This window comes from Albidovulum aestuarii (genome assembly GCF_029961185.1).
Lineage (GTDB): Bacteria > Pseudomonadota > Alphaproteobacteria > Rhodobacterales > Rhodobacteraceae > Albidovulum > Albidovulum aestuarii.
Genome location: NZ_JASBQQ010000005.1, coordinates 280,149 through 301,072, shown reverse-complemented (window position 1 = coordinate 301,072; position 20,924 = coordinate 280,149). Strand labels below are relative to the sequence as shown.

General features: G+C 63.1%; 21 protein-coding genes and 1 tRNA gene. 14 read left to right on the top strand and 8 right to left on the bottom strand.

The features are described 5' to 3' along the window. Positions 1–121 precede the first annotated feature (121 nt). On the bottom strand, positions 122–1,501 hold the full coding sequence (locus QKW60_RS13695) for a sensor histidine kinase (protein ID WP_282369459.1): 1,380 nt from the start codon (positions 1,499–1,501) through the stop codon (positions 122–124). Between the two features lie 3 nt (positions 1,502–1,504). After that, positions 1,505–2,176 carry a winged helix-turn-helix domain-containing protein gene (locus QKW60_RS13690; protein WP_282369458.1) on the bottom strand — a complete coding sequence of 224 codons (672 nt, stop codon included), beginning with the start codon at positions 2,174–2,176 and terminating at the stop codon, positions 1,505–1,507. A gap of 281 nt (positions 2,177–2,457) precedes the next feature. Between QKW60_RS13690 and QKW60_RS13685 the strand changes: the two genes are divergently transcribed. The 4 genes from QKW60_RS13685 (at position 2,458) to QKW60_RS13670 (ending at position 6,861) form a co-directional block, all read left to right on the top strand. Further along, on the top strand, positions 2,458–3,621 hold the full coding sequence (locus QKW60_RS13685; protein ID WP_282369457.1) for a S1C family serine protease: 1,164 nt from the start codon (positions 2,458–2,460) through the stop codon (positions 3,619–3,621). 627 nt (positions 3,622–4,248) lie between these two features. Continuing rightward, positions 4,249–4,713 (top strand): DUF3489 domain-containing protein, encoded by a 465-nt coding sequence (locus QKW60_RS13680; RefSeq protein WP_282369456.1) that lies wholly within the window; start codon positions 4,249–4,251, stop codon positions 4,711–4,713. A 4-nt stretch (positions 4,714–4,717) separates the two neighbouring features. Next, the gene (locus QKW60_RS13675; protein WP_282369455.1) at positions 4,718–5,185 is read left to right on the top strand and encodes a DUF2924 domain-containing protein; all 468 of its coding nucleotides are present in this window, start codon (positions 4,718–4,720) and stop codon (positions 5,183–5,185) included. Beyond that, positions 5,182–6,861 carry a recombinase family protein gene (locus tag QKW60_RS13670; RefSeq protein WP_282369454.1) on the top strand — a complete coding sequence of 560 codons (1,680 nt, stop codon included), beginning with the start codon at positions 5,182–5,184 and terminating at the stop codon, positions 6,859–6,861. The genes QKW60_RS13675 and QKW60_RS13670 overlap by 4 nt, the downstream gene beginning before the upstream one ends. A gap of 188 nt (positions 6,862–7,049) precedes the next feature. On the opposite strand, the gene QKW60_RS13665 is transcribed toward QKW60_RS13670, so the two are convergent. Further along, a tRNA-Tyr gene (locus QKW60_RS13665) sits at positions 7,050–7,133 on the bottom strand. Positions 7,134–7,257: 124 nt separating this feature from the next. On the opposite strand from QKW60_RS13665, the gene rlmB reads away from it, so the two are divergent. From rlmB to QKW60_RS13650, 3 genes are all read left to right on the top strand, one after another. Next, complete coding sequence (gene rlmB, locus QKW60_RS13660; protein ID WP_282369453.1) at positions 7,258–8,040, top strand: 23S rRNA (guanosine(2251)-2'-O)-methyltransferase RlmB; 783 nt, start codon at positions 7,258–7,260, stop codon at positions 8,038–8,040. 121 nt (positions 8,041–8,161) lie between these two features. After that, entirely contained in the window at positions 8,162–8,623 is a 462-nt protein-coding gene (locus QKW60_RS13655) for a YHS domain-containing (seleno)protein (protein WP_282369451.1), read from the top strand. Positions 8,624–8,788: 165 nt separating this feature from the next. Next, positions 8,789–9,265 (top strand): CoA-binding protein, encoded by a 477-nt coding sequence (locus QKW60_RS13650; RefSeq protein WP_282369449.1) that lies wholly within the window; start codon positions 8,789–8,791, stop codon positions 9,263–9,265. A gap of 79 nt (positions 9,266–9,344) precedes the next feature. Here the strand turns inward: QKW60_RS13650 and mepK are convergent, their stop codons facing one another. Then, a complete protein-coding gene (gene mepK / locus QKW60_RS13645) occupies positions 9,345–9,914 on the bottom strand; it encodes a peptidoglycan L,D-endopeptidase MepK (RefSeq protein WP_282369447.1) in 570 nt (189 codons plus the stop codon). Between the two features lie 323 nt (positions 9,915–10,237). On the opposite strand from mepK, the gene QKW60_RS13640 reads away from it, so the two are divergent. Genes QKW60_RS13640 through QKW60_RS13625 form a run of 4 tightly spaced genes read left to right on the top strand, consistent with a single transcriptional unit; the run spans position 10,238 to position 14,478 of the window. Then, the gene (locus QKW60_RS13640; RefSeq protein WP_336619164.1) at positions 10,238–11,851 is read left to right on the top strand and encodes a L,D-transpeptidase family protein; all 1,614 of its coding nucleotides are present in this window, start codon (positions 10,238–10,240) and stop codon (positions 11,849–11,851) included. A 47-nt stretch (positions 11,852–11,898) separates the two neighbouring features. Beyond that, positions 11,899–13,026: a UDP-3-O-(3-hydroxymyristoyl)glucosamine N-acyltransferase gene (lpxD, locus tag QKW60_RS13635; protein WP_282369446.1), complete on the top strand. Its 1,128-nt coding sequence runs from the start codon at positions 11,899–11,901 to the stop codon at positions 13,024–13,026. Continuing rightward, on the top strand, positions 13,010–13,273 hold the full coding sequence (locus QKW60_RS13630) for an acyl carrier protein (protein ID WP_282369445.1): 264 nt from the start codon (positions 13,010–13,012) through the stop codon (positions 13,271–13,273). Before lpxD ends, QKW60_RS13630 begins: the two co-directional genes overlap by 17 nt. Then, entirely contained in the window at positions 13,270–14,478 is a 1,209-nt protein-coding gene (locus tag QKW60_RS13625; protein WP_282369444.1) for a beta-ketoacyl-[acyl-carrier-protein] synthase family protein, read from the top strand. The genes QKW60_RS13630 and QKW60_RS13625 overlap by 4 nt, the downstream gene beginning before the upstream one ends. Positions 14,479–14,577: 99 nt before the next feature. On the opposite strand, the gene QKW60_RS13620 is transcribed toward QKW60_RS13625, so the two are convergent. After that, a complete protein-coding gene (locus QKW60_RS13620) occupies positions 14,578–15,171 on the bottom strand; it encodes an invasion associated locus B family protein (protein WP_282369443.1) in 594 nt (197 codons plus the stop codon). Between the two features lie 432 nt (positions 15,172–15,603). Here QKW60_RS13620 and QKW60_RS13615 point away from each other — a divergent pair, with 432 nt between their 5' ends. Continuing rightward, complete coding sequence (locus QKW60_RS13615; RefSeq protein WP_282369442.1) at positions 15,604–17,166, top strand: helicase HerA-like domain-containing protein; 1,563 nt, start codon at positions 15,604–15,606, stop codon at positions 17,164–17,166. A gap of 101 nt (positions 17,167–17,267) precedes the next feature. Here the strand turns inward: QKW60_RS13615 and QKW60_RS13610 are convergent, their stop codons facing one another. Then, positions 17,268–18,011 carry an SDR family oxidoreductase gene (locus QKW60_RS13610; RefSeq protein ID WP_282369441.1) on the bottom strand — a complete coding sequence of 248 codons (744 nt, stop codon included), beginning with the start codon at positions 18,009–18,011 and terminating at the stop codon, positions 17,268–17,270. Positions 18,012–18,297: 286 nt separating this feature from the next. On the opposite strand from QKW60_RS13610, the gene QKW60_RS13605 reads away from it, so the two are divergent. Next, positions 18,298–18,897, top strand: coding sequence for an outer membrane protein (locus tag QKW60_RS13605; protein WP_282369440.1), 600 nt, complete (start codon positions 18,298–18,300; stop codon positions 18,895–18,897). 39 nt (positions 18,898–18,936) lie between these two features. On the opposite strand, the gene QKW60_RS13600 is transcribed toward QKW60_RS13605, so the two are convergent. After that, positions 18,937–19,812, bottom strand: a complete 876-nt coding sequence (locus QKW60_RS13600; RefSeq protein WP_282369439.1) for a TPM domain-containing protein — start codon at positions 19,810–19,812, stop codon at positions 18,937–18,939. A 126-nt stretch (positions 19,813–19,938) separates the two neighbouring features. Then, positions 19,939–20,070, bottom strand: a complete 132-nt coding sequence (locus QKW60_RS13595) for a hypothetical protein (protein WP_282369438.1) — start codon at positions 20,068–20,070, stop codon at positions 19,939–19,941. Positions 20,071–20,137: 67 nt separating this feature from the next. Between QKW60_RS13595 and QKW60_RS13590 the strand changes: the two genes are divergently transcribed. Beyond that, entirely contained in the window at positions 20,138–20,746 is a 609-nt protein-coding gene (locus tag QKW60_RS13590) for a DUF6778 family protein (RefSeq protein ID WP_282369437.1), read from the top strand. The last annotated feature ends 178 nt before the right edge of the window (positions 20,747–20,924 follow it).

The following is a 20,924-nucleotide window of genomic DNA, read 5'->3' as shown; positions in this document are numbered from 1 at the left end:
GGCGGCCTGTCCTCAGACGCAACCGGTCGTCGGCGACTACCGTACTCCTGCTCACCGGCACCGGGCGGCGGGGGTGCCGTTTCCCTTGTTCTGGCACCCCTCCCGCGCCGGCCTGTCACTGCTAGCGAGCAATCCCGGCCAGACGGGGAAAGGCGAGCGTGACCTTCAGACCCGGACTGTTATCGCCAAGCGTCAGGTGGGCCCCGTGCAGACCGGCTGTAGCGGCGATAAGCGCTAGGCCAAGGCCATTGCCGGGCGTGGTTCGGCTGCGTTCCAGCCGGTAGAGGCGTCGCAGGACGTTTTCTCGTTCCGCCTCCGGTATTCCGGGTCCACGATCGGCGACCTCCAGCACTATTCGGGTATCGGTCCGCTGCACGGCAACCGCTATGTCCGCGCCCGCAGGGGTATGGCGCAACGCGTTTTCGATGAGATTGGCAAGGGCCTGACCGATGAGCCCCTTGTTGCCACTGATCATGGCGGCATCGCCGGGAAGGGTCAGCACCAGCCTGCGGCCCTCCTCCTCGGCAGCGGGGAGGTAAAGCTCCACGATCCCGGCCGCGATTTCCGAGAGGTCGACCGGCACGAACGCGGCCCGCGCGCCTCCGCCCTCGATCTGGGCGATCTGCAATAGGGCGTGAAACACACCGACCGCGCCATCCGCCTCGGCGATGGCCCGGTCCGCGAGCGCGGCCTCAGCGCCTTCGTCAGGCAGCCGGTCGCGCAGGTCGTGCAGAAGCACCGTCATGCGCTGTAACGGTGTTTTCAGGTCATGGGCAATGTCAGCTGAGACCTGTCGCAGCGCATCCGTCGCGGCCTCCTGCGCGGCCGCCATCCGGTTCACCCGTGTCCCGATGCGGGCAAGATCATCCTCACGTCCGGGTTCGGCCGGTATCCTGGCATTCAGCGTGCCTTCCGAGAGCTGGCCCAACACCGCCTCAATCTGGTCGACGCGGCGGCGTGCGCGGGACGCGATGACAGCGCCCGCGCCGAGCGAGATCAGCACCGTGGGGGCAAGGCTGAGTGCCAGAAGTGCGAGAAACGTCTCGCCCAGTTCATCGACCGGTGCGCGGCTTTCGCCGAGAATAAGGACCCCGCCCGCCATGCGTTCGATCAGGGGGAAATAGCCGCTGTCGCTCAGGGGGCGGCCTTCGGGCATCTGGCTGATCTTCACCCCATCGCGCGTCAGAGTGGCATTGGCGTTTCCGGTGACGCGGCCATCGGGGGCGATGAAGGCAAAGACCCGATGGGCGGGATCGGCGGCGTTTGCTTCGGCCGCAACGAGGATTTCCAGCGCCGAGGACGAGGCCGCAACCTGAAACCCCGCCAAGTGCTGGATAAGATTGGCGCGCATCGCCTCTTCCGTGGCACTTCGCAGGCTAAGATAGGCAAGGCCGAGCGTCACCAGGTTGACGACCGCCACCACGGCCACGAGCCCGATGGCCTGCCGCATCGGGGTCGAGCCGGTGCTGCGTTTCAGCGTGCTGAGCAGGCGGGCAAGCACGCGTCACGTCTCGATCTTGTAACCGGCACCGCGCACGGTGTGGATCAATTCGCGCTCAAAGGGCTTGTCGACCTTGGCGCGCAGGCGGCTGACATGGGTCTCGACGACATTAGTCTGGGGATCGAAGCTGAGGTCCCACACTGCCTCCAGAAGCATGGTCCGTGTCTGGACCCGGCCCTTACGGCGCAGGAGATGTTCCAGAAGCGCGAATTCACGCGGCAAAAGGTCGATGGGTGTTCCACCCCGCGTTACGGTGCGGGCTATCAGATCCATGCGCAAGTCACCCGCCGTTAGCACTGTTTCCGCGACAGGTTGGGTTGTGCGGCGGGCCAGTACCGAGATCCTTGCGGACAATTCACCAAAGGCGAAGGGCTTGACGAGGTAATCGTCGCCCCCGGCCTGCAACCCTTCGATCCGGTCATCGACCCCACCGATGGCTGTTAGGAAGATCGCGGGTACCGTGACCTTGGCCGATCTGAGCGCGCGGACCAGCGACAGCCCGTCGAGCCCGGGTAGCATCCGGTCGACGATCAGCACGTCGTATCCCCCCGACATCGCCTGAACCATCCCGTCACGGCCATCTGAGAGGTGATCGACCACATGGCCCTCCTCGCGCAGGCCCTTGACGATATAGGCGGCGGTCGTGGGGTCGTCCTCGATCAGCAGGAGTTTCATGTCACACTTCGATACGTCCACAGCCTGAAGCTGCGCTGGCAAGGTAGTCATTCATCGCGCCTTTCGAAAGTGGCGACTTAACCAAGGTATGCAATGCTGAATGGACCAGCTGAAACCCGGCTGAAGGCTGGATTACAGTTTTGTCAGGCGGCGCGCGGTCGCGTCCAGCCTGCCATCAAACCTTGCGGATTTGCAATCTTCCGGTCGGGCACCTGAAACCTCTCGGGCCCAGATGTTGGCTATCCCGGTTGCGATTCCGGTTCAGAACCAAGGAGACGATGATGCAAACCGCCCGACATTCCCTTCGAACCAGACTTCCCGCGCTGGCCCTCGGCGCCCTTATAGGTGCCACTGGGCTGACAGCCATCGGTCCGTTCCTCGCGCCGCCCGCCATTGCCGCACCCGCGATGCATCAGGGCGGTTATATAGACCTTGTGGCCAAGGTCGCACCTGCGGTCGTCTATATCGAAGTGACGAAGAAAGCCGATCCGTCCGAACTCTATGGCCAGAACATGCCGCAGGGCTTCCCGCTCGATCAGTTCATGCGGCAATTCGGCATGCCGATGCCGGGAATGCCGATGCCCGGCGCGCCCGGCGGGAACACGCCAGAAATGCACGGGGTGGGCACCGGGTTTATCGTGACGGCCGATGGCCAGATCGTGACCAACGCCCATGTCGTTGACGGTGCAGACACGGTCACGGTGACCCTCGCCGACGGCCGCAAGATTGACGGCAAGGTGCTGGGCGTGGATACCGCGACCGATATCGCGCTCGTCAAAATCAACGAGGGCAATGATCTGCCGACTGTGGCCTTCGGCGATTCAACACAGCTAAAGGTCGGCCAGGATGTGGTCGCCATCGGTAACCCGTTCGGTCTTGGCAATTCGGTGACGGCGGGCATCGTCTCGGCCCTTGGCCGCGACATCAATTCAGGCCCCTTTGACAACTACATCCAGACAGACGCCGCCATCAACAAGGGCAATTCCGGTGGCCCTCTCTTCAACGCGAACGGTGAGGTCGTCGGCATCAACACCGCGATTTTCTCGCCTACGGGTGGTTCGGTCGGGATCGGCTTTGCCGTGCCGTCTGAAACAGCTTCGAAGGTAGTGGCCGACCTTGCCGGTGACGGAACGGTCGAACGCGGCTGGCTTGGTGTGCAGATCCAGCCCGTCTCTGACGACATCGCCGCAGCACTTGGTTTCGACAAGGCCGAGGGCGTCCTGATCACCAATGTCACTGCCGATACACCGGCCGCCAAGGCCGGGCTCGCGCGAGGGGATGTCGTTCTGAGCGTCGATGGCACCCAGGTGAAAGGCCCGCGCGACCTTACACGGATGATCGCCACGGAGGCCCCTGGACGCGAAGTGAAACTCGGCCTCCTGCGTGCCGGGAAACCCGTCGACACGACCGTGACCCTCGGGATGCGTCCCGAACAACCGGCCTGATACGGCTTTCGGCAGTCATAACGGGCGCCCGCAAGGCGCTCGTTCCCTCTTTAGGTGCCCAAAGTCACCGACGAAGGTCGGAACAGATCTGCTGTTTGCCAAATAGTTCAATTCATGCGGATAGGGCGTGCACTACTGCCATCTGCTCGCAATTGGGCAACTGAGTCTTTGCAATGACCAAAATGGCAACGGCCGCTTTTCCCATAACACTGAGCACCTTCGCACCCGACGCGAAGTTCTGCTTTACCGCCAACTCATCAGATCGGCGGACTGAGATCGGCGAGGCGTACGAATGTCCGCTCCATACCATCAGCCGACTACCCTCTCGCGCATGCGGCGAATGACCGGTTCCCCCGAAGAACCGTCCCAAAACAGGACCGCCTCCCGGTTCCTTGTGTCGAAGGTCTGCTTTCGCGAGTTCAATGAAACCTTGCTGCGGAGAGGCGAATGCACCCGTTCCGCCGTTTCCCCCGCTCTTCTGAAGAAACCGCTGGACTACGGGTGCAAGGGAAGCGGTAGTCGCAGTTGAGCGCCGACACGTGGGTGGCGCGTGCTCGGCCCGGGTTTCGGGCCTTCGGTCAGTACCGGGCGGTGCATCGGGCACCGCCGCGAATGGAGTGACCGAGAATGACCAAACTTAGCAAGACAGAAGCTGCCCTGATCGCAAAAGCCGCAACGCGGGATGAAGGGGCATTGCTACCGGCACCGGAGGGGATTGCCGGGAAGATCCTTGATCGCGCTCCGGAAGCACTCTTGACAAAGGGGCTCGCAAGACGGGCTTTTACGGACGGGGACGAGACGGCAGTCGCTGCAACTTACGTTCTGAGCGATGCAGGCCGCGCGGCTGTTGTCCCCGATACGACGGACATTGTAAATGAGGTCGTGGCTGCGCCGGAACGGCCCGGTGGCAAGCTCGGAGCTGTGCTGAAGGCCGTCGAGCGCAAGCGGGGCGCAACGATCTCGGAGCTTATCGAGGCTACTGGTTGGCAGCCGCACACGGCGCGGGCGGCCCTGACGCGGCTGCGGCAACGCGGCTTTCCGGCTGTCCTGTCCGAGGAGGGCGGTCGCAAGTCATACCGGCTGCAGGGCTGAACTGATGGCAGCGAAGCCCGCGCAGCGCCGACCTTCCGACCTTGATCTTGCCGCGCTGGCGGAGTTGGAGGCCGCTGAGTTGCGTCGGCTCTGGCAGGAGCGGCGCGGAGCGCCCGCGCCGCCGACACTCTCGGGGCGCCTCATGCGGCTCGCACTCGCCTGGGAGATCCAGGCCAACGAGGAGGGCGGCGAGTCGTCGGCGGTTCGGCGGCAATGGCAGACGGTGATGACCCGGAGGGCCGGGGGCGCACGCGGGGAAGATGCGATGAACGGTCTCTCCGCACCACCCACCGCAGCAGGCACCCGACTCCTGAAGTCCTGGGGCGGGGAGACCCACGAGGTGCTCGTCACTGCGGAGCGCGTGATCTGGAAGGGAAAGCCCTATTCCTCCCTCTCCGCCGTGGCGCGGGCGATGACCGGGACACCGCGCAACGGTCCGAAGTTCTTCGGGCTCCGGGAGGACGGGGAATGATCCGGCAGCGCTGTGCGATCTATACGCGAAAATCCGCGGAAGAGGGGTTGGAGCAGAGCTTCAACTCGCTTGACGCGCAGCGGGAGGCCTGCAGCGCGTACATTCTGAGCCAGCGACACGAGGGTTGGTCGGAACTCTCCGATCGCTACGACGATGGCGGCTTCTCGGGCGGGTCGATGGAGCGTCCCGGTTTGCAGCGACTGCTTGCAGATGTACGCGCGGGGCGACTCGACGTGATCTTGGTCTACAAGGTGGACCGGTTGACGCGGGCCCTGTCGGACTTCGCAAAGATGATGGAGATCTTCGACGCTGGAGGCGTCTCCTTCGTCTCGGTGACTCAGGCCTTCAACACGACCTCGTCGATGGGGCGGCTCACTCTGAACGTGCTTCTCTCGTTCGCCCAGTTCGAGCGCGAGGTCACCGCGGAGCGCATCCGTGACAAGGTCGCCGCCTCGAAACGGAAGGGCATGTGGATGGGCGGTGCCGTGCCGTTTGGCTATGAGGCACAGGACAAGGCGCTCATCGTGAACGCCGAAGTGGCCGACGCCGTGCGGACAATCTTCCGGGAGTACCTGAAAGCCGGCTCCGTCCCGGTCTTGCGGCGACGGCTCGACCGGCTCGGGATCGTCAGCAAGGTCCGGACGGACAGGCACGGACGGGTGACCGGCGGGCAGCCCTTCTCGTCCGGCGCACTTTATCATCTCCTGCGCAATGCAACCTATGTCGGCAAGGTCCGTCACAAGGGTGACCTTCACATCGGTCAGCATGCTGCGATCGTGGATGAAACCACCTGGCGACATGTGCAGGAGCATCTCGACGGCAACGGCGGCGGCCCGATATCCGGCCGCCGTAGGCCCACCCGCCGCTGGCTTGACGGTTACCTCTTCGACCAGCACGACCGCCCAATGCAGACAAGCTACGCGATGCGGACGGTGCGATCCGGATCGGTTCGGCTGTCCAAACGCTACTGGTACTATGTGTCGAAGCCGGACCACGCTGACGACAGGCGGAAGGTCGATCGCCTTCCGGCGGGCCCGCTCGAGAATGTCGTACATGAGACCATCCTGCGGTACCTGGCCGATGATGCCTGGCTGACATCGGTGCTGGCCACGGCCGGCCTTCGTCCTGAAGCAATCTCTGATGCGTTGGAGCAGGCCGCGAAGGACGCATCCGCTCTCTCAGGTGCGGGCGGCATGGAAAGCCTTTTAGCTTATCTAAATCGAGTTGATCTGCGGGAAGGCTTTATGAGCCTTCGGGTCAATCTCGCACCGCTCCTCAATGATCTTGCGGCGTCCGAGGTGCTGGCCCCTCCCATCGAGGTGCCGATCACGCTGCAGCGCAACGGGCGGAACCGTCCGATCGTGCTGCGGGCGGACGCCGGTGTTCCGCAGCGCGATCCGGACCTCATTGCGCTGGTCGCGGATGCGCGGCGCTGGATGCAGGATCTCGTTGAAGGCAGAGTGGGTTCCGTTGCCGAACTCACGGAGAGAGAGCAGCTCCGTCCTGGCGCCATCAGCCGTATCCTGCCGCTGGCCTGGCTCGCACCGGACATCGCGCAAGCGATCCTCGAAGGCCGTCAGCCCGTTGACCTCACGGCCAAGGCCTTGCGTGGTCTGCCGGAACTCCCGCTCGCCTGGTCCGATCAGCGCCGCATCCTCGGGTTCCCTGCCGCCTGATCCGCAGTACAACTCACCGAGAAATATCACGTGAAATCCGCCCGCAGAGACTTTGCGCGGAAACCGCATGTTTAGCCCCAGCGTAGAGACCAAATCCAACCGAAGCCTTGAACCTGCTCCGCACAAGGCGCGGAAAGAACGCCACAATACCGCGCGCGGCAATATCTGGCTCTGAGTGGGAGGGTGGATGGTGGGCGACCCTGGAATCGAACCAGGCATGGGTCTCCCCGGCGGAGTTACAGTCCGCTGCCGCACCTTGCAGCACGTCGCCCGACGCGGGGCCGGGAATACGCGAGGGGCAGATAGGCGTCAAGGAAGAAAATCCACGTTTGCGGTCTTGCGTCATTCGGGCCCAGGGCGCATTGTCAGCCGCCATCGGCAAAGGGACCTGATACAATGAAAAAACCCGCCTGGGTGATCGAAAAGGAACGTTCACGGCGGGCTGCGGCGGCCGAAACGGTGTGGCTTTTCGGGCTGCACGCGGTGCGCGACGCTCTGATGAATCCCGCGCGCGAAAAACTGCGTCTGGTGGTGACCAAGAATGCCGCCGACCGGCTGGGCGCGGCGCTTGAGGGTGCCGGGATCGACGCGGAGATCGTGGACCCGCGCAAGTTCGATTCCCATGTGCCGCTCGGGGCCGACAGCGTACATCAGGGGGCGGCCCTTGAGGTGAAACCGCTGGCCTGGGGTGGACTCGACGAGGTTTGCGCAGCGAGGCAGGGCAGGGCGCTGGTCGTGGCTCTGGACCGGGTGACGGACCCGCACAATGTGGGGGCGATCCTGCGCTCGGCCGAGGTCTTTGGCGCGCGGGCCGTCATCGCGCCAGCCCGCCACGCGGCCCCCGAAACCGGTGCCCTTGCCAAGACCGCCAGCGGTGCGCTGGAGCGCCAGCCCTATCTGCGCATCGGAAACCTCGCAGAGGCGCTCGAACGGTTGCGGGACATGGGCTATGTGCTGCTGGGCCTAGATGGCGATGCGGACCGGACCCTTGCCGAGGCGCTGGCTGAAACCGGGCAACGGCCGGTGGCGCTCGTGCTTGGCGCCGAGGGGCCGGGCCTCAGGGAAAAGACCCGCGAGACCTGCGATCACCTCGTGAAAATCCCCTTCGCCAGCACTTTCGGTTCGCTCAACGTGTCCAACGCGGCGGCGGTTGCGCTCTACGCGGCGGCAACGCGCTAGACGTCGGTCCGACAGATCACCCTTGGCCCACATTCGATCACGCTTGCGGGAGGCATCTTTCACGAAGCTCCGGGTGATGTCATCTTGAGGCCGACCGGGCACTCGCTCTTGAGGAACCACTATGACACTGACCCGCCGCGCGCTTATCGCTGCCATTCTCGTGATCCCCGTTGCCGGGACCATTCTGCGCCCGGCTTTGGCTGCGGAGCCGGAAGTGTATGCCCCGAACGGGGTCGCAATGGGCGGTTATGACCCGGTGGCTTATTTCACCGAGGACCGTCCGGTGATGGGCAAGGCGGCCTACGCACTGCGCTGGCGCGGCGCGCTGTGGTACTTCGCCAGCGCTGAGGCGATGGAATCGTTCGAGATGAACCCCGCCGGCTATGCGCCGCAATATGGCGGCTATTGCGCTTATGCGATGTCGAAAGGGGCGATCGCCCCGACGGTGCCCGAGGCCTTCACGGTTCATGACGGCAGGCTTTACATGAATTTCTCGACCGAGGTCCGGACGATCTGGAGTGCGGACATTCCCGGCAATATCGTTCTTGCCAACGGAAACTGGCCGGCGGCACTTGGCCAATGATGTGATCACAACTGCGCGACTCGGCCTTCCAATCCGGCGGGTCGTACCTACATGATTCTTTAGAAACGTGGCACTGGAACAGCCGCGTTTCAATTCACTGTCCCTCGTTCCGCGACTGGCGCCCGTCCCCTTGGATCGGGCGCCTTTTTCTGGCAATGGGCCTTCATGACCGATTATTCCGACAGTTTCCTGCGCAGCATCCTCACTTCGACCCGCGTGATCGCAGTGGTCGGGGTGTCGCCCAATCCTGTGCGGCCGTCCTATTATGTCGCGCGCTATCTCGGGCTGAAGGGCTTTACCGTGATCCCGGTCAATCCCGGTCACGCTGGGGGCGAGATCCTTGGCCGCACCGTCTATGCCGATCTTGCGTCCATTCCCAAGGACTCAAATGTGGACATGGTGGACATCTTCCGTCGCTCGGACGCGGTGCCTGCCACCGTTGACGAGGCGCTGGCAGAGCTGCCGAAGCTGAAGACGGTCTGGATGCAGATCGGCGTCGAACATGCCGAGGCCGCCGCGACTGCAGAGGCGCGCGGGATCAGGGTTGTCCAGAACCGGTGCCCCAAGATCGAATACCAGCGGCTCTATGGTGAGCTACGTATGGGCGGTTTCGCGACAGGCGTCATCTCATCGAAACTCTGAGCAGGTCGCATCTGAGCGGTCAGGTAAAATAAAAAAAGCGCCGAAGAACCGGCGCCCGTTTTTTGGAATGTGACGGGCCTTAGCTGCCCCAGGTGCGGATCGGGCCGCAATCCATGTGCACGAAGTTGGAGCGGCTGTACTTGCCGACGCCGCCCGCCTCGCAGGCCGATGCCGCGCGGTACATCTGGCTGACCGACCGCGACCGCAGCCGAAGATCCGCCGCCTGCGCCTTCATGTGCAGCGAGTTCTGCGCCACCCGGCGTGACTTCGAGCGCAGCATCGCGTTCGTCTGCGCCGTGCGGTAGCCCGAAAGCAGCATGTAGGGTTCGCTGACATCCAGCAGCCGGTGCGCCGCCGCAGCGATGTCGATCGTGCGCGGGTCGATGTCCTTGGTCTGGTCCGACCGCCAGTCACGCATGAAATAGGTGATCTCGTTCAGCGCCTCGGGAACGTATTTGCCTTCGATCCAGTAGATCGTGTCGATGCTTTCTCCGGTCCGGCCCGAATACATGCGGATGCGGCGAACGTCGCCCGCGCCACGCAGCAGGCCGAAGGCGTTGGAGCATGTCGGAGCGGCGACTACTGCGGTCGCCGCAAAGGCCGCAAGAAGCCCACGCCGAGAGAAACCCGAGGTCGAATGATCTGTCATGGCTTGACGCCTGTCCCGTGTGTTTTCGCCGCCTTATCAGCGGCTTTTATTGCACAATCCCCAAGTGCTGCCACTTTATGGCACAAGACGATTCCCGCGCCAACCGGGCAATTGTCCCCGGATTGGAATTTCAAGCGCCATCGGCGAGATTTCGCTGAAAGCGATTCTGCGTGGTTTTTCTGCAATACAATTCCGATGGTCGTTGCCGAAATGCGACAATGAAATAGGGGTCAGGGGCGGGATGACTGTTTCGTTAATGGACTTGAAGGCCGAGTTTCCCGAAACTGCATGAAACAGGCGAAGACGGCTTGAGGGGAACGGTCATGACGATGGCGCTGCGCGCACAGACACTGGATATTCTACGCCATGTGGCCTCGGTCGCCGCCATACTGCTCTTAGGGCTTACCGGTTCGGCACAGGGCGAGGGGCTCGCGTTTCGGCAGGCTGTTGCCGAAAGCGCGGCATCGGACCCGGCAGTGGCCGCATTCTACCGCGAACGGGATTATGCGCCGCTCTGGACGTCTGGCAAGGATGCCGCCCGGCGCGAGGCGCTGTTCCGCGCCCTGGCCTCTGCGGGCGATCACGGTCTGCCAGCAGGCCGGTATGGCGATGCAGAATTGCGTGAGCGGTTCGCGGCCTTGTCGTCGGAGCGTCAGCGCGGGCGGCTTGAAGTGGCCGTGACCGAGGCCTTTCTTCACTATGCCAAGGATGTCCAGACCGGGGTGCTTGTGCCGGCCAGCGTCGATCCCGGGATTGTGCGCGAAGTGCCTTACCGCGATCCGCTTGCCACTCTGCGGGGCTTCGCCGCAGCCGAGCCGCGCGCCTACCTGCGCTCGCTTCCACCGCAATCGCGCGAATACGAACAACTCCGCCGTGCCATGTTCGACCTTTCCGACACGATCTCTGCCGGGGGGTGGGGCGCGATCGCCGAGGGACAAAAACTCGAACCCGGCGACAGCGGGGCAGCCGTGATCTCTCTTCGCGACCGCCTGATCCGCATGGGCTACCTCCATCGCTCGTCGACGCAGGACTATGACGGCGCGATTCAGAAGGCGGTACAGCGCTTCCAGATCGAACACGGGCTCGCCCCCGACGGCGTCGCCGGTTCCGGCACGCTGTCCGAGATCAATGTCTCGCCCGAGGAACGGTTGCATTCCGTGCTTGTCGCGATGGAGCGGATGCGCTGGATGAACGGCATCTCGCTTGGCAAGCGGCATATCTGGGTCAACCTGCCGGATTTCACCGCCAAGGTCGTGGATGACGGCAAGGTGACGTTTGAAACGGTGACGGTCGTCGGCATGAACCAGCATGACCGCCGCAGCCCGGAATTCTCCGACCAGATGGAACATATGGTCGTGAACCCGACCTGGAACGTGCCACGTTCCATCACCGTCAAGGAATATCTGCCGATGCTTCAGAAGAACCCGAACTCGGTCGGGCATCTGAAGATCACCGACCGGCGTGGTCAGGTTGTCGATCGCACCCAGGTCGATTTCACCCAGTTCACGGCGCGGAACTTCCCCTTTGCTATGTCGCAGCCGCCGTCGAACTCGAATGCGCTCGGCCTTGTAAAGTTCATGTTCCCCAACAAGTGGAACATCTATCTGCATGATACGCCGTCAAAATCGCTTTTCGCCAAGGAAGTGCGGGCCTTCAGCCATGGCTGCATACGGCTCGGCAAGCCCTTCGACTTTGCCTATACGCTGCTTGCACATCAAAGCGATGACCCGCAGGCTGAGTTTCGTCGCCACCTGAATACCGGTCGGGAAACGACCGTTCCGCTTGAACAACCGGTGCCGGTGCATCTGGTCTACTTCACCGCCTGGCCTACGGCGCGGGGGGAAATCGAATTCCGTCGCGATGTCTATGGACGGGACGGGCGGATTTTCGATGCGCTTGTGGCGGCCGGGGTGGTCTTGCCGGAGCTTCGGGGCTAATTCTGTCCCGCAGGACCGAAGGCGGTCCTTAGACGGGAGTGTCGCGGATGCAGCCATCCTTCACAACTGCCGAGATTGCCGAGGCGCTTGGGGCCGAGGCCGAGGGTGACCTTTCGTTGCGGATCGCCCGCGCCGCTGAGCCCGCGCAGGCCGGGGCGGACGATCTCGCGCTTGCGATGGATGCGAAATATGCCGGTGGTCTCAGCGCGGGCGCGGCCCGTGCCGCCGTCCTGTGGCAGGGGGCTGACTGGAAAGCTTTGGGGCTGAAAGCCGCGATCTTTGTCGCGCGGCCGCGTCTGGCGATGTCGGCCCTGACCGCCCTGCTTGATCCGGGGCTGGAAATTGCCGTCGGCATTCATCCGACGGTGGTTCTGGGCGAGGGGGCGAGTATCGCCGACGGCGCCGCCATCGGGCCTTATACGGTCATCGGCGGCGGCGTTTCCATCGGGCCTGCTGCACGCATCGGCGCACACGTGACCATCGGAGAAGGCTCGGCCATCGGCACTCAGACGCTTATCCATCCCGGTGTCCGCATCGGCCGCAATGTCCGCATCGGTGACCGGTTCGTCTGCCAGTCCGGCGCCGTGATCGGTGGCGACGGGTTCTCCTACGTAACGCCTGAAAAATCCGGGGTCGAGGAGGTCCGTGAAACCCTCGGTCAGCGGGCCGAGATACGTGCTCAGAAATGGCGGCGCATTCATTCGCTCGGCGGCGTGGAGATCGGCGATGATGTCGAGATCGGCGCCAATGCGACGATTGATTCCGGAACGATCCGCGCAACGGTGATCGGCAACGGCACCAAGCTCGACAATCTCGTTCACCTTGGCCACAACGTCGTCGTGGGCGAGGATTGCCTGCTCTGCGGCCAGACGGGCATCGCAGGATCGGTGAAAATCGGCGACCGGGTCATCCTTGGCGGGCAATGCGGCGTCGTCGACAATATCTTCATTGGCGACGATGTCATCGCGGGTGGGGGCACCAAGATCCTCTCGAACGCCCCTGCGGGCCGCGTGCTTCTCGGTTATCCGGCCATCAAAATGGAAACCCATGTCCAGGCGTGGAAGAACATCCGCCGTTTGGGCCGGCTGTTCGATCAGGTCGCTGAGCTTCGTGAAGCCGTTACACGTCTGGGGCAGACAGGGCGCAAAGACGTGGAGGATGACGGTGAGCGTTAAGAACCGGGTGATCGCGATCATCGCCGAACAGGCGGTTCTCGATGTGGATCAGGTCAGCCCCGAGATGCGGCTGGACGAATTGGGTATCGACAGTCTCGGGCTCGTGGAATCCGTCTTCGCCATCGAGGAGGCATTCGACATATCTGTGCCGTTCAATGCCAATGCGCCCGAACAAAGTGGTTTCGACATGACAACGGTCGCGTCGATCATCGCCGCGGTCGAGGATATGGTGGCGCAATCGGCATGAGGCGCGTGGCCATTACCGGCGCGGGTACGATCAACGCACTTGGCCATGACGTCGCAACCACGCTCGCCGCGATGCGCGAGGGGCGCTGCGGCATCGGTCCGTTGGAGTTCCGCGACGTCGACAGGCTTCAGATCCGCATCGGGGGACAGGTCCGGGGATGGGAGGCTGAGGCCCATTTCAACCGACAGGATCTGGCGCTCTTCGACCGCTTCACCCAGTTCACGATGATTGCCGCGCGGCAGGCGGTCACCCAGTCCGGGCTCGATTTCTCGGGCCGCCTCGGGCTCGAATGCGGGGTCGTGCTCGGCACGGCCGGGGGCGGGGTGAATACCTGGGACGAAAATTACCGGACGGTCTATGAGGACGGAAAGAACCGGGTCCATCCCTTTGTCGTGCCGAAACTGATGAACAATGCCGCTGCCAGCCATGTCAGTATGGAATGGAACCTGCGCGGCCCCTCCTTCACCGTCGCCACGGCCTGCGCCTCGTCCAATCACGCTATGGGGCTGGCCTTTCAGATGGTCCGCTCGGGCGCGGCGCGGGCGATGATCACCGGCGGGTCTGAGGCGATGCTGTGCTTTGGCGGGATTAAGGCCTGGGAAGGGCTGCGGGTCATGTCCAAGGACGCCTGCCGCCCCTTCAGCGCCAATCGCAACGGCATGGTGCAGGGCGAGGGGGCAGGGGTCTTTGTGTTCGAGGACTGGGACCATGCGGTCGCGCGCGGTGCCGACATTCTGACCGAGGTGGCGGGCTTTGCCATGAGTTCCGATGCCGCCGATATCGTGATGCCTAGTCAGGCGGGGGCCGAGCGGGCGATCTCGGGCGCCTTGCGCGATGCGGGGCTGAACCCCGCCGATGTGGGGTATGTCAACGCCCACGGCACCGGGACGGCCGCCAATGACAAGACCGAATGCGCCGCTGTTGCTCACGCCTTCGGGGCCGACGCCGACCGGCTGATGATCTCTTCGACCAAGGCGATGCATGGCCACCTGATCGGCGGGACCGGCGCGGTGGAGCTTCTGGCCTGCATCATGGCTTTGCGCGACGGGGTGATTGCCCCCACCATCGGCTATGAAGAGCCGGACCCGGAATGTGCGCTCGACGTGGTGCCGAATGTCGCGCGCGAGGCAAAGATTGACGCGGCCCTGTCGAATGCCTTCGCCTTTGGGGGGCTGAACGCGGTGATCGCGCTGAAAAGGGCCTGATCCGGAAACCGGGGGCAAACGTGGACGATTCATGTGCTCCCACGACAAACGCCGCCCCGAAGGGCGGCGTTCGATCCTTCCCACCACTGTGGGCGGGTCTTATTCGGCCTTCGGCATAGCCGCCTGCACGGCCTCGAATCCGGCGGTGAAGCCGCTTAGGGACATTTCGACGTCGACGGTGCGCGACGGATCGGCAACCGGAACAACCGTCAGTGTCGCGACATTGCCCTTGCGGAACGCGGCAAGGTCATCCTCGGTCAGCCCCATGCGGGCGACGCAGCCCACTTCGGCGCAGAAGGTGAAGTCAAAGCGCTTGGTCTTGCCGCTGTCGATGGTGAGGTTCAGCTTCTGGGTCAGCAGCGTTTCCAGGGGCACGATCACAGTCGCGCCGGCCACGGCCTCACCACCCTCGGGCAGCGGCAGTATCGTCATTTCCATGATCGGGTTGCCGGTCGCCTTGTCGTTGAGCAGATGGTAGAGCTGGCAGGGTTCCGGGCCTTCTTCGACCTTCACACAGCGCAGTTGCCAGTCGCCGAATCTTTCCTTGACATAGGGTTCAGACGCGGCGGCAGGTGCGACAGCCGGTGAGGTCGATTGTTCGGTCGTCTCGGGCGCGGCCGTTTCCTGCGCCGCAAGCGGCATGGCCAGGGTCAGCGCAAAAAGCATCGAGAGCGTTTTTGGGAATGCAGGCATTTTGTGTCCGTTGATCCTTCTGGTGAAGTTCGGCCCGGGCTTATCATGTGGTGCGGGGCATGTCAGCGGGCAAAAGCGTGATAGCGGCAATCCGCTCATGCCCGAAGGTGCCGCAGCGTCACGCCGGATGTGCCTGTCGCCCAAAGCAAAAAAGGGCCCCGTATGGGGCCCTTCTTCAATCTTTCGCTCCCTGTCGGACAGGCCGACTTAGTCATTGGTCGGCACGCTATTCAGTTCGTCCCGATGCGTCAACCGGAAAAATTACCAGACCCACAAATTTGATTTTGCACGGAAAAAGACCGCGCCGTTGCGGGCGCGGCCAGTCTGACAGGGAGGAAGTAAACCCGGGCGAAGAGGATTGCGGCCCGGATACAATCGAGACTGGCATGCCGGGGTTAAGATTGTATTGTGACATCGCTACGGGTTTGCGTAATGGGGGACGACGTGCTGACAGAGGCCGGAATTTTCGTGGGCGGCGGCGGCGAAGCCTATGCTACGCCGCAGGAACTCTTGTTGAAATTCGGCAATCGCCACGGTCTGATCGCCGGTGCGACGGGCACGGGCAAAACGGTGACGTTGCAGATCCTCGCCGAAGGCTTGTCCGCTGCCGGTGTTCCTGTCTTCCTGTCGGATGTGAAAAGTGACCTCGCCGGACTCGCCATCGCGGGATCGACCGAAGCAAAGCTGCATGACGCGTTCATGAAACGCTGTGCGACCATCGGCTACGACCTGCAATATCAGTCCTTCCCGGTGGCGTTCTGGGACCTCTTTGGCGAATCGGGCACCCCGATTCGGACGACCGTGACCGAGATGGGGCCACTTCTGCTGTCGCGCCTCATGGATCTCTCGGAAGCCCAGGAAGGGGTACTGAACATCGCCTTCCGGCTGGCGGATGAGGAAGGGCTGCCTCTTCTCGACCTAAAGGACCTTCAGTCGATGCTGGTCTGGATTGGCCAGAATGCCGATGAGATCGCCCTGCGCTACGGCAATGTGGCATCGGCGACGATCGGCGCCATCCAGCGCCAATTGCTGGTGCTGGAAAATCAAGGCGGCACGCGTCTTTTCGGCGAACCGGCGCTGGAGCTCTCGGACATGATCCGCACCGCCACCGACGGCCGCGGTCAGATCAACATCCTTGCCGCCGACAAGCTGATGGCCTCGCCGCGTCTTTACGCGACCTTCCTGCTCTGGCTTCTGTCGGAACTCTTCGAGGAACTGCCTGAGGTCGGCAACCCGGACAAGCCGAGATTCGTCTTCTTCTTTGATGAGGCGCATCTTCTCTTTGACGACGCGCCAAAGGCGCTTATCGACAAGGTGGAACAGGTGGCGCGGCTGATCCGCTCCAAGGGGGTAGGGGTCTTCTTCATCACCCAGAATCCGGCGGATGTGCCAGACGATGTTCTCGGCCAGCTCGGCAACCGGGTGCAGCACGCGCTCCGCGCCTTTACCGCGAAAGATCAGAAGGAACTGCGAAGCGCCGCCCAGAACTACCGCCCCAATCCCCGTTTCGATACCGAAACCGCGATCAAGGAGGTCGGCACGGGCGAGGCGGTGACGTCGTTCCTTGAGGCCAAGGGCGTACCGTCGATTGTCGAACGTACATTGATCCGCCCCCCGGCCAGCCAGCTCGGCCCGATCACGCCCGAAGAGCGTCGCGCGGTGATCCAGTTCTCAGGCCTTGGCCTGAAATACGACAAGGTGATCGACCGCGATTCCGCTTTTGAGCGGCTGCAGTCCCGTGCTGCCGAGGCTGCCGAGGCCGCCGCACGCGCCGAAGAGGAAGAGGAACGGCTGGAAGAAGAGGCCCGCCGCGAGAAAGAGGCGCGCCGCTATGACGACCGCGCGACCGGTCGGTCAACATCACGCCGCCGGTCCTCGTCGCGGTCTGACAGTCTCGCTACCGCTTTCGGCAAGAGCCTCGTCCGCCAGCTTGGTACCAAAACCGGGCAGGCGCTGGTGCGCGGTATTCTCGGTTCTCTCTTCAAGTCGCGCTGACCGGGTACTGCGCGGGTCTCGGCCGTAAAGGCCGGGTAAAGCCCCCGCGCGCCCGTGCCATACGTTTTGCCGACGCTTCGCCGACGCTTTGCCGACCGGCGTCAGCGCATCCTGAGCGCACCGTCGAGCCGGATCACCTCGCCATTCAGATAGCCGCATTCGACGATGAACACGGCAAGGGCGGCGTATTCTGCCGGATCGCCGAGCCGCTTGGGAAAGGTGACTTCGGCAGCCAGGCTGTCCTGCACTTCCTGTGGCAGTCCCTTCATCATGGGGGTCGCGAAAATGCCCGGCGCGATCGCACAGACCCGGATACCCTGGCCCGCCAGATCGCGGGCGACCGGCAGCGTCATCCCGACGATCCCACCCTTGGAGGCCGCATAGGCCGCCTGGCCCTTTTGCCCGTCAAAGGCGGCAATGGACGCAGTATTGACGATCACCCCGCGCTCCGGACCTGCATTCTCGGCCATCGCGGCGGCAGCGAGACGCAGCATGTTGAAACTGCCGATCAGGTTGATGTCGATGGTTCTGCGAAAGCTTTCCAGCCGGTGCGGACCCTCGCGCCCGACGGTCTTTTCCCCCGTCGCGATTCCGGCGCAGTTCACCAGAACGTCGATACGCCCCATCGCCTTTATCGCCCCGTCGATGCCCGCCGTGGCAGAACCTTCATCGGTCACGTCGACCTCGGCAAACCCGGCACCGATCCCTTCGGCGAAAGCCGCCCCGGCCGCATCGCGGTCGAGGATCATCACCGCCGCACCGGCCTTGCGAAACGCCTCGGCGGTGGCCGCGCCAAGCCCGGATGCGCCCCCGGTGATCACGGCGGCAGAGGTGGAAAGCTTCATCGCGGTCTCCGAAATTAAATGAACATTTGTTCAAAAATAACATTTGCCGGACCCCTCTGTCCAGAGCGGCGGGAACCGGCCGAAACCGGGCATGTGCGGCTGGTTTCCGCGCAATCAGGGCAAACTTTTGCCGATGAATATCAAGCGTTTGTGACGCCCCCTTTGAGCGGTTGCAGTGTAGTCTATGTAAAGCTCACCGGCGACGGACCAATCGGCCGACCCGAAGGATCAGATCCATGAGGCCGCCCCACACGCCGGACTGACATGAGCAGAAATGGAGATTGAAATGCACATGCTGACGAAGACTGCCCTTGGCGTGGCGCTTGTCGGCGCGCTGTCGGTTCCCGCCGTCGCCGGGGGGCTGACAGAACCGCTTCCCGAAGCGCCCGTTGCAGCCCCTGTGGTACCGGTCGTCGCAGGTACGGATTGGACCGGCGCCTTTGTTGGTGGCCAGCTTGGCTACGGCGATGTGAATGCGACGGGGCTGGATGGCGATGGTGTGACCTATGGTCTGCGCGGGGGCTATGACTGGGACTTCGGCAACTGGGTTCTCGGCGTTGGGGCGGACTATGATTGGACCGATATCGACCTTGGCGGGGCGGGAGATACGCTCGATTCCGTCGCCCGACTGAAGTTGCGGGCCGGTGCCGATCTGGGACGTGCGCTGGTCTACGGCACCGCGGGCGCCGCCCATGCCAAGGCCGATGTCGGTGGCAGCAGCCTGTCAGATACCGGCTGGTTCGCAGGTGTCGGTGCGGATTACCTGATCACCGATCAGTGGACCGTGGGGGCAGAGGTTCTGACCCATCAGTTCGATGATTTCGACAATTCCGGCGTGGATGTGGACGTAACAACCGCGTCCGTGAATGTCGGCTTTCGGTTCTAATCCGGGTTTGTAACACCGGGGCGGGGGCGCCGGTCCCCGCTACCACCGCCCGCTGGCACCGCCGCCAGAAGATTTCCCACCGCCGAATCCGCCCCGATCGGATCCTGACCTTCGTCCGGCTTGCGTCTTCATGGCTCTCGGTTCCCGATCCTCCCGGAAGTCGCAGTGGCGGCAGCTGATCCGATGCAGTTCCATTGGCACTTCGCTCGCATCCGTCGCGGGTCTGATCCCGCGCTCGCTGTGAAGTCCGCGCCGCCCGCAGCCGGGGCACCGGCGAAACCGGGTCATTCCGTCGCCGATCCGGCGTCCGAACAGGCCGTAGGCCGCAATCCCGGCAAACACTATGCCGAAAAGCCAGCCGTCGAACCGTTCGAACAGGCCCGGGTTGGTGAAGGGCGCGTTATCGATGGGACCGTCCTCGGCGTTGCGAAGCGCGACCCGGTCGATCACTTCCACGACGCCGCGTTCGATCCCTTCGCCATAGGCACCGTCTCGGAAATAAGGCACCATGTCTGAACTGACGATATCCTGTGCGATCACGTCGTATCCCTGATTGTAAGCAGAGCCAAGCTGTATGCGGGTTTCGCGGTCATCGCCGACAACCAGCAACAGGATCCCGTCGTTGCGTGTGACATCGCCGACGCCCCAATCGTTGAACAAACCCTTTGTAAATTCCTCAAGATCTCCTGACGCCTCGTAGTCCTGCCGGGACCTGATCGTGACGACGGTCATCTCGATCCCGGTTTGCGACAGGAGAGCTGACAGGGCCGCCCGGGTGCCCTCTTCGGTTTCGACATCGACAAGATTGGCGAAATCGTTGAAATGCAGATCCGCAACGCTTGGATAATCGCTGGCCGCCCCTGGTCCCGTGCACAGAAAAATGACGATGCCGAGCAGGGTACAAAATCGCCGCATGAGGATTCTCCTTGTGTCGCGCCGCTAGTGCCCCGAAATCTGACGCCCTGTCATCATGACATCGTCTTGGTTTCAGTCAAACAGGGGTTGGTGCACGACCTTGCCGCTGGAAATTCTCGTGCACGTTCAGTGACGTGGCGGAAATTCAGCGACCGGGATCTGGGCGATGGCCGAAATCGTTGCAAAACCGCCGCGAATTGCCCCGGATGCAGCAATCACATTCCAACTATTAACCAAAAGCAGGCCAATATCGGCCATGATTGAGTATGAGAAACGCGGGACTGGTGGACTTGATTCGCCGGTTGGATCACTGAGGGAGTTTGTGATGCGATTGCGCGATCTGTTCATTCGACTGTCGTCGTTGCTGCTTGTCGTCTTGCTGGCGGCTTGCGGCGGCCAGTTCCGGACCAGCTATGATGCGCCGGTATCCTCCGCGAACTGGCGGGTTACCGACGTCAATGTCTCGGTTCCGACCACGTTGACGGTTTCGGAGGCTGAGGTCTTCGTTCCCAATGCCGACATCGTCTGGCGGGAAGACCCGGCGGGTGACCGGTATGCACAGGTTGCCGCACTGATGGAAAACGCGATCCGCAAGGGCGCGGCCGGAGCCAAGGGCAGCCGCGCCGTTCAGCTGGATGTCACCATGATGCGGTTCCACGCCATGACATGGAAAGCCGAGACCCAGGCCCCGGCCGGCGTTCACAATGTCGAGTTCATGATCACCGTACGGGATGCACGAACCGGTGAGGTCCTGGCCGGCCCGGATCAAATCGAGGCTTCCCTGCGGGCGATGACCGGGGCCGAAATGGCGGCCGCGCGGGGCCGCGGTGAAACCCAGAAGTCGCAGATCAGTGCCCATGTCGCGCGGACCATTGCCGGATGGCTTGGCCTTGGCGCGGACCCGCGCACGGAATTCTCCAGCGTTGGCGCCTGACCGGAATCCGCACCCATAGGGGGAGCAATTTGAATAGGGCAACGCCCGGTCGGGCGTTGCCCTTATGTTTTTGAGTTCGTGCGACCCTCTGATCCTGTCATCCACTAAGAGGATATAATGGAGGATTGCTGTGCCTACGGCGTTGGTTCGCCTGGAAAGCCTTGGCAGGACGGGGAAA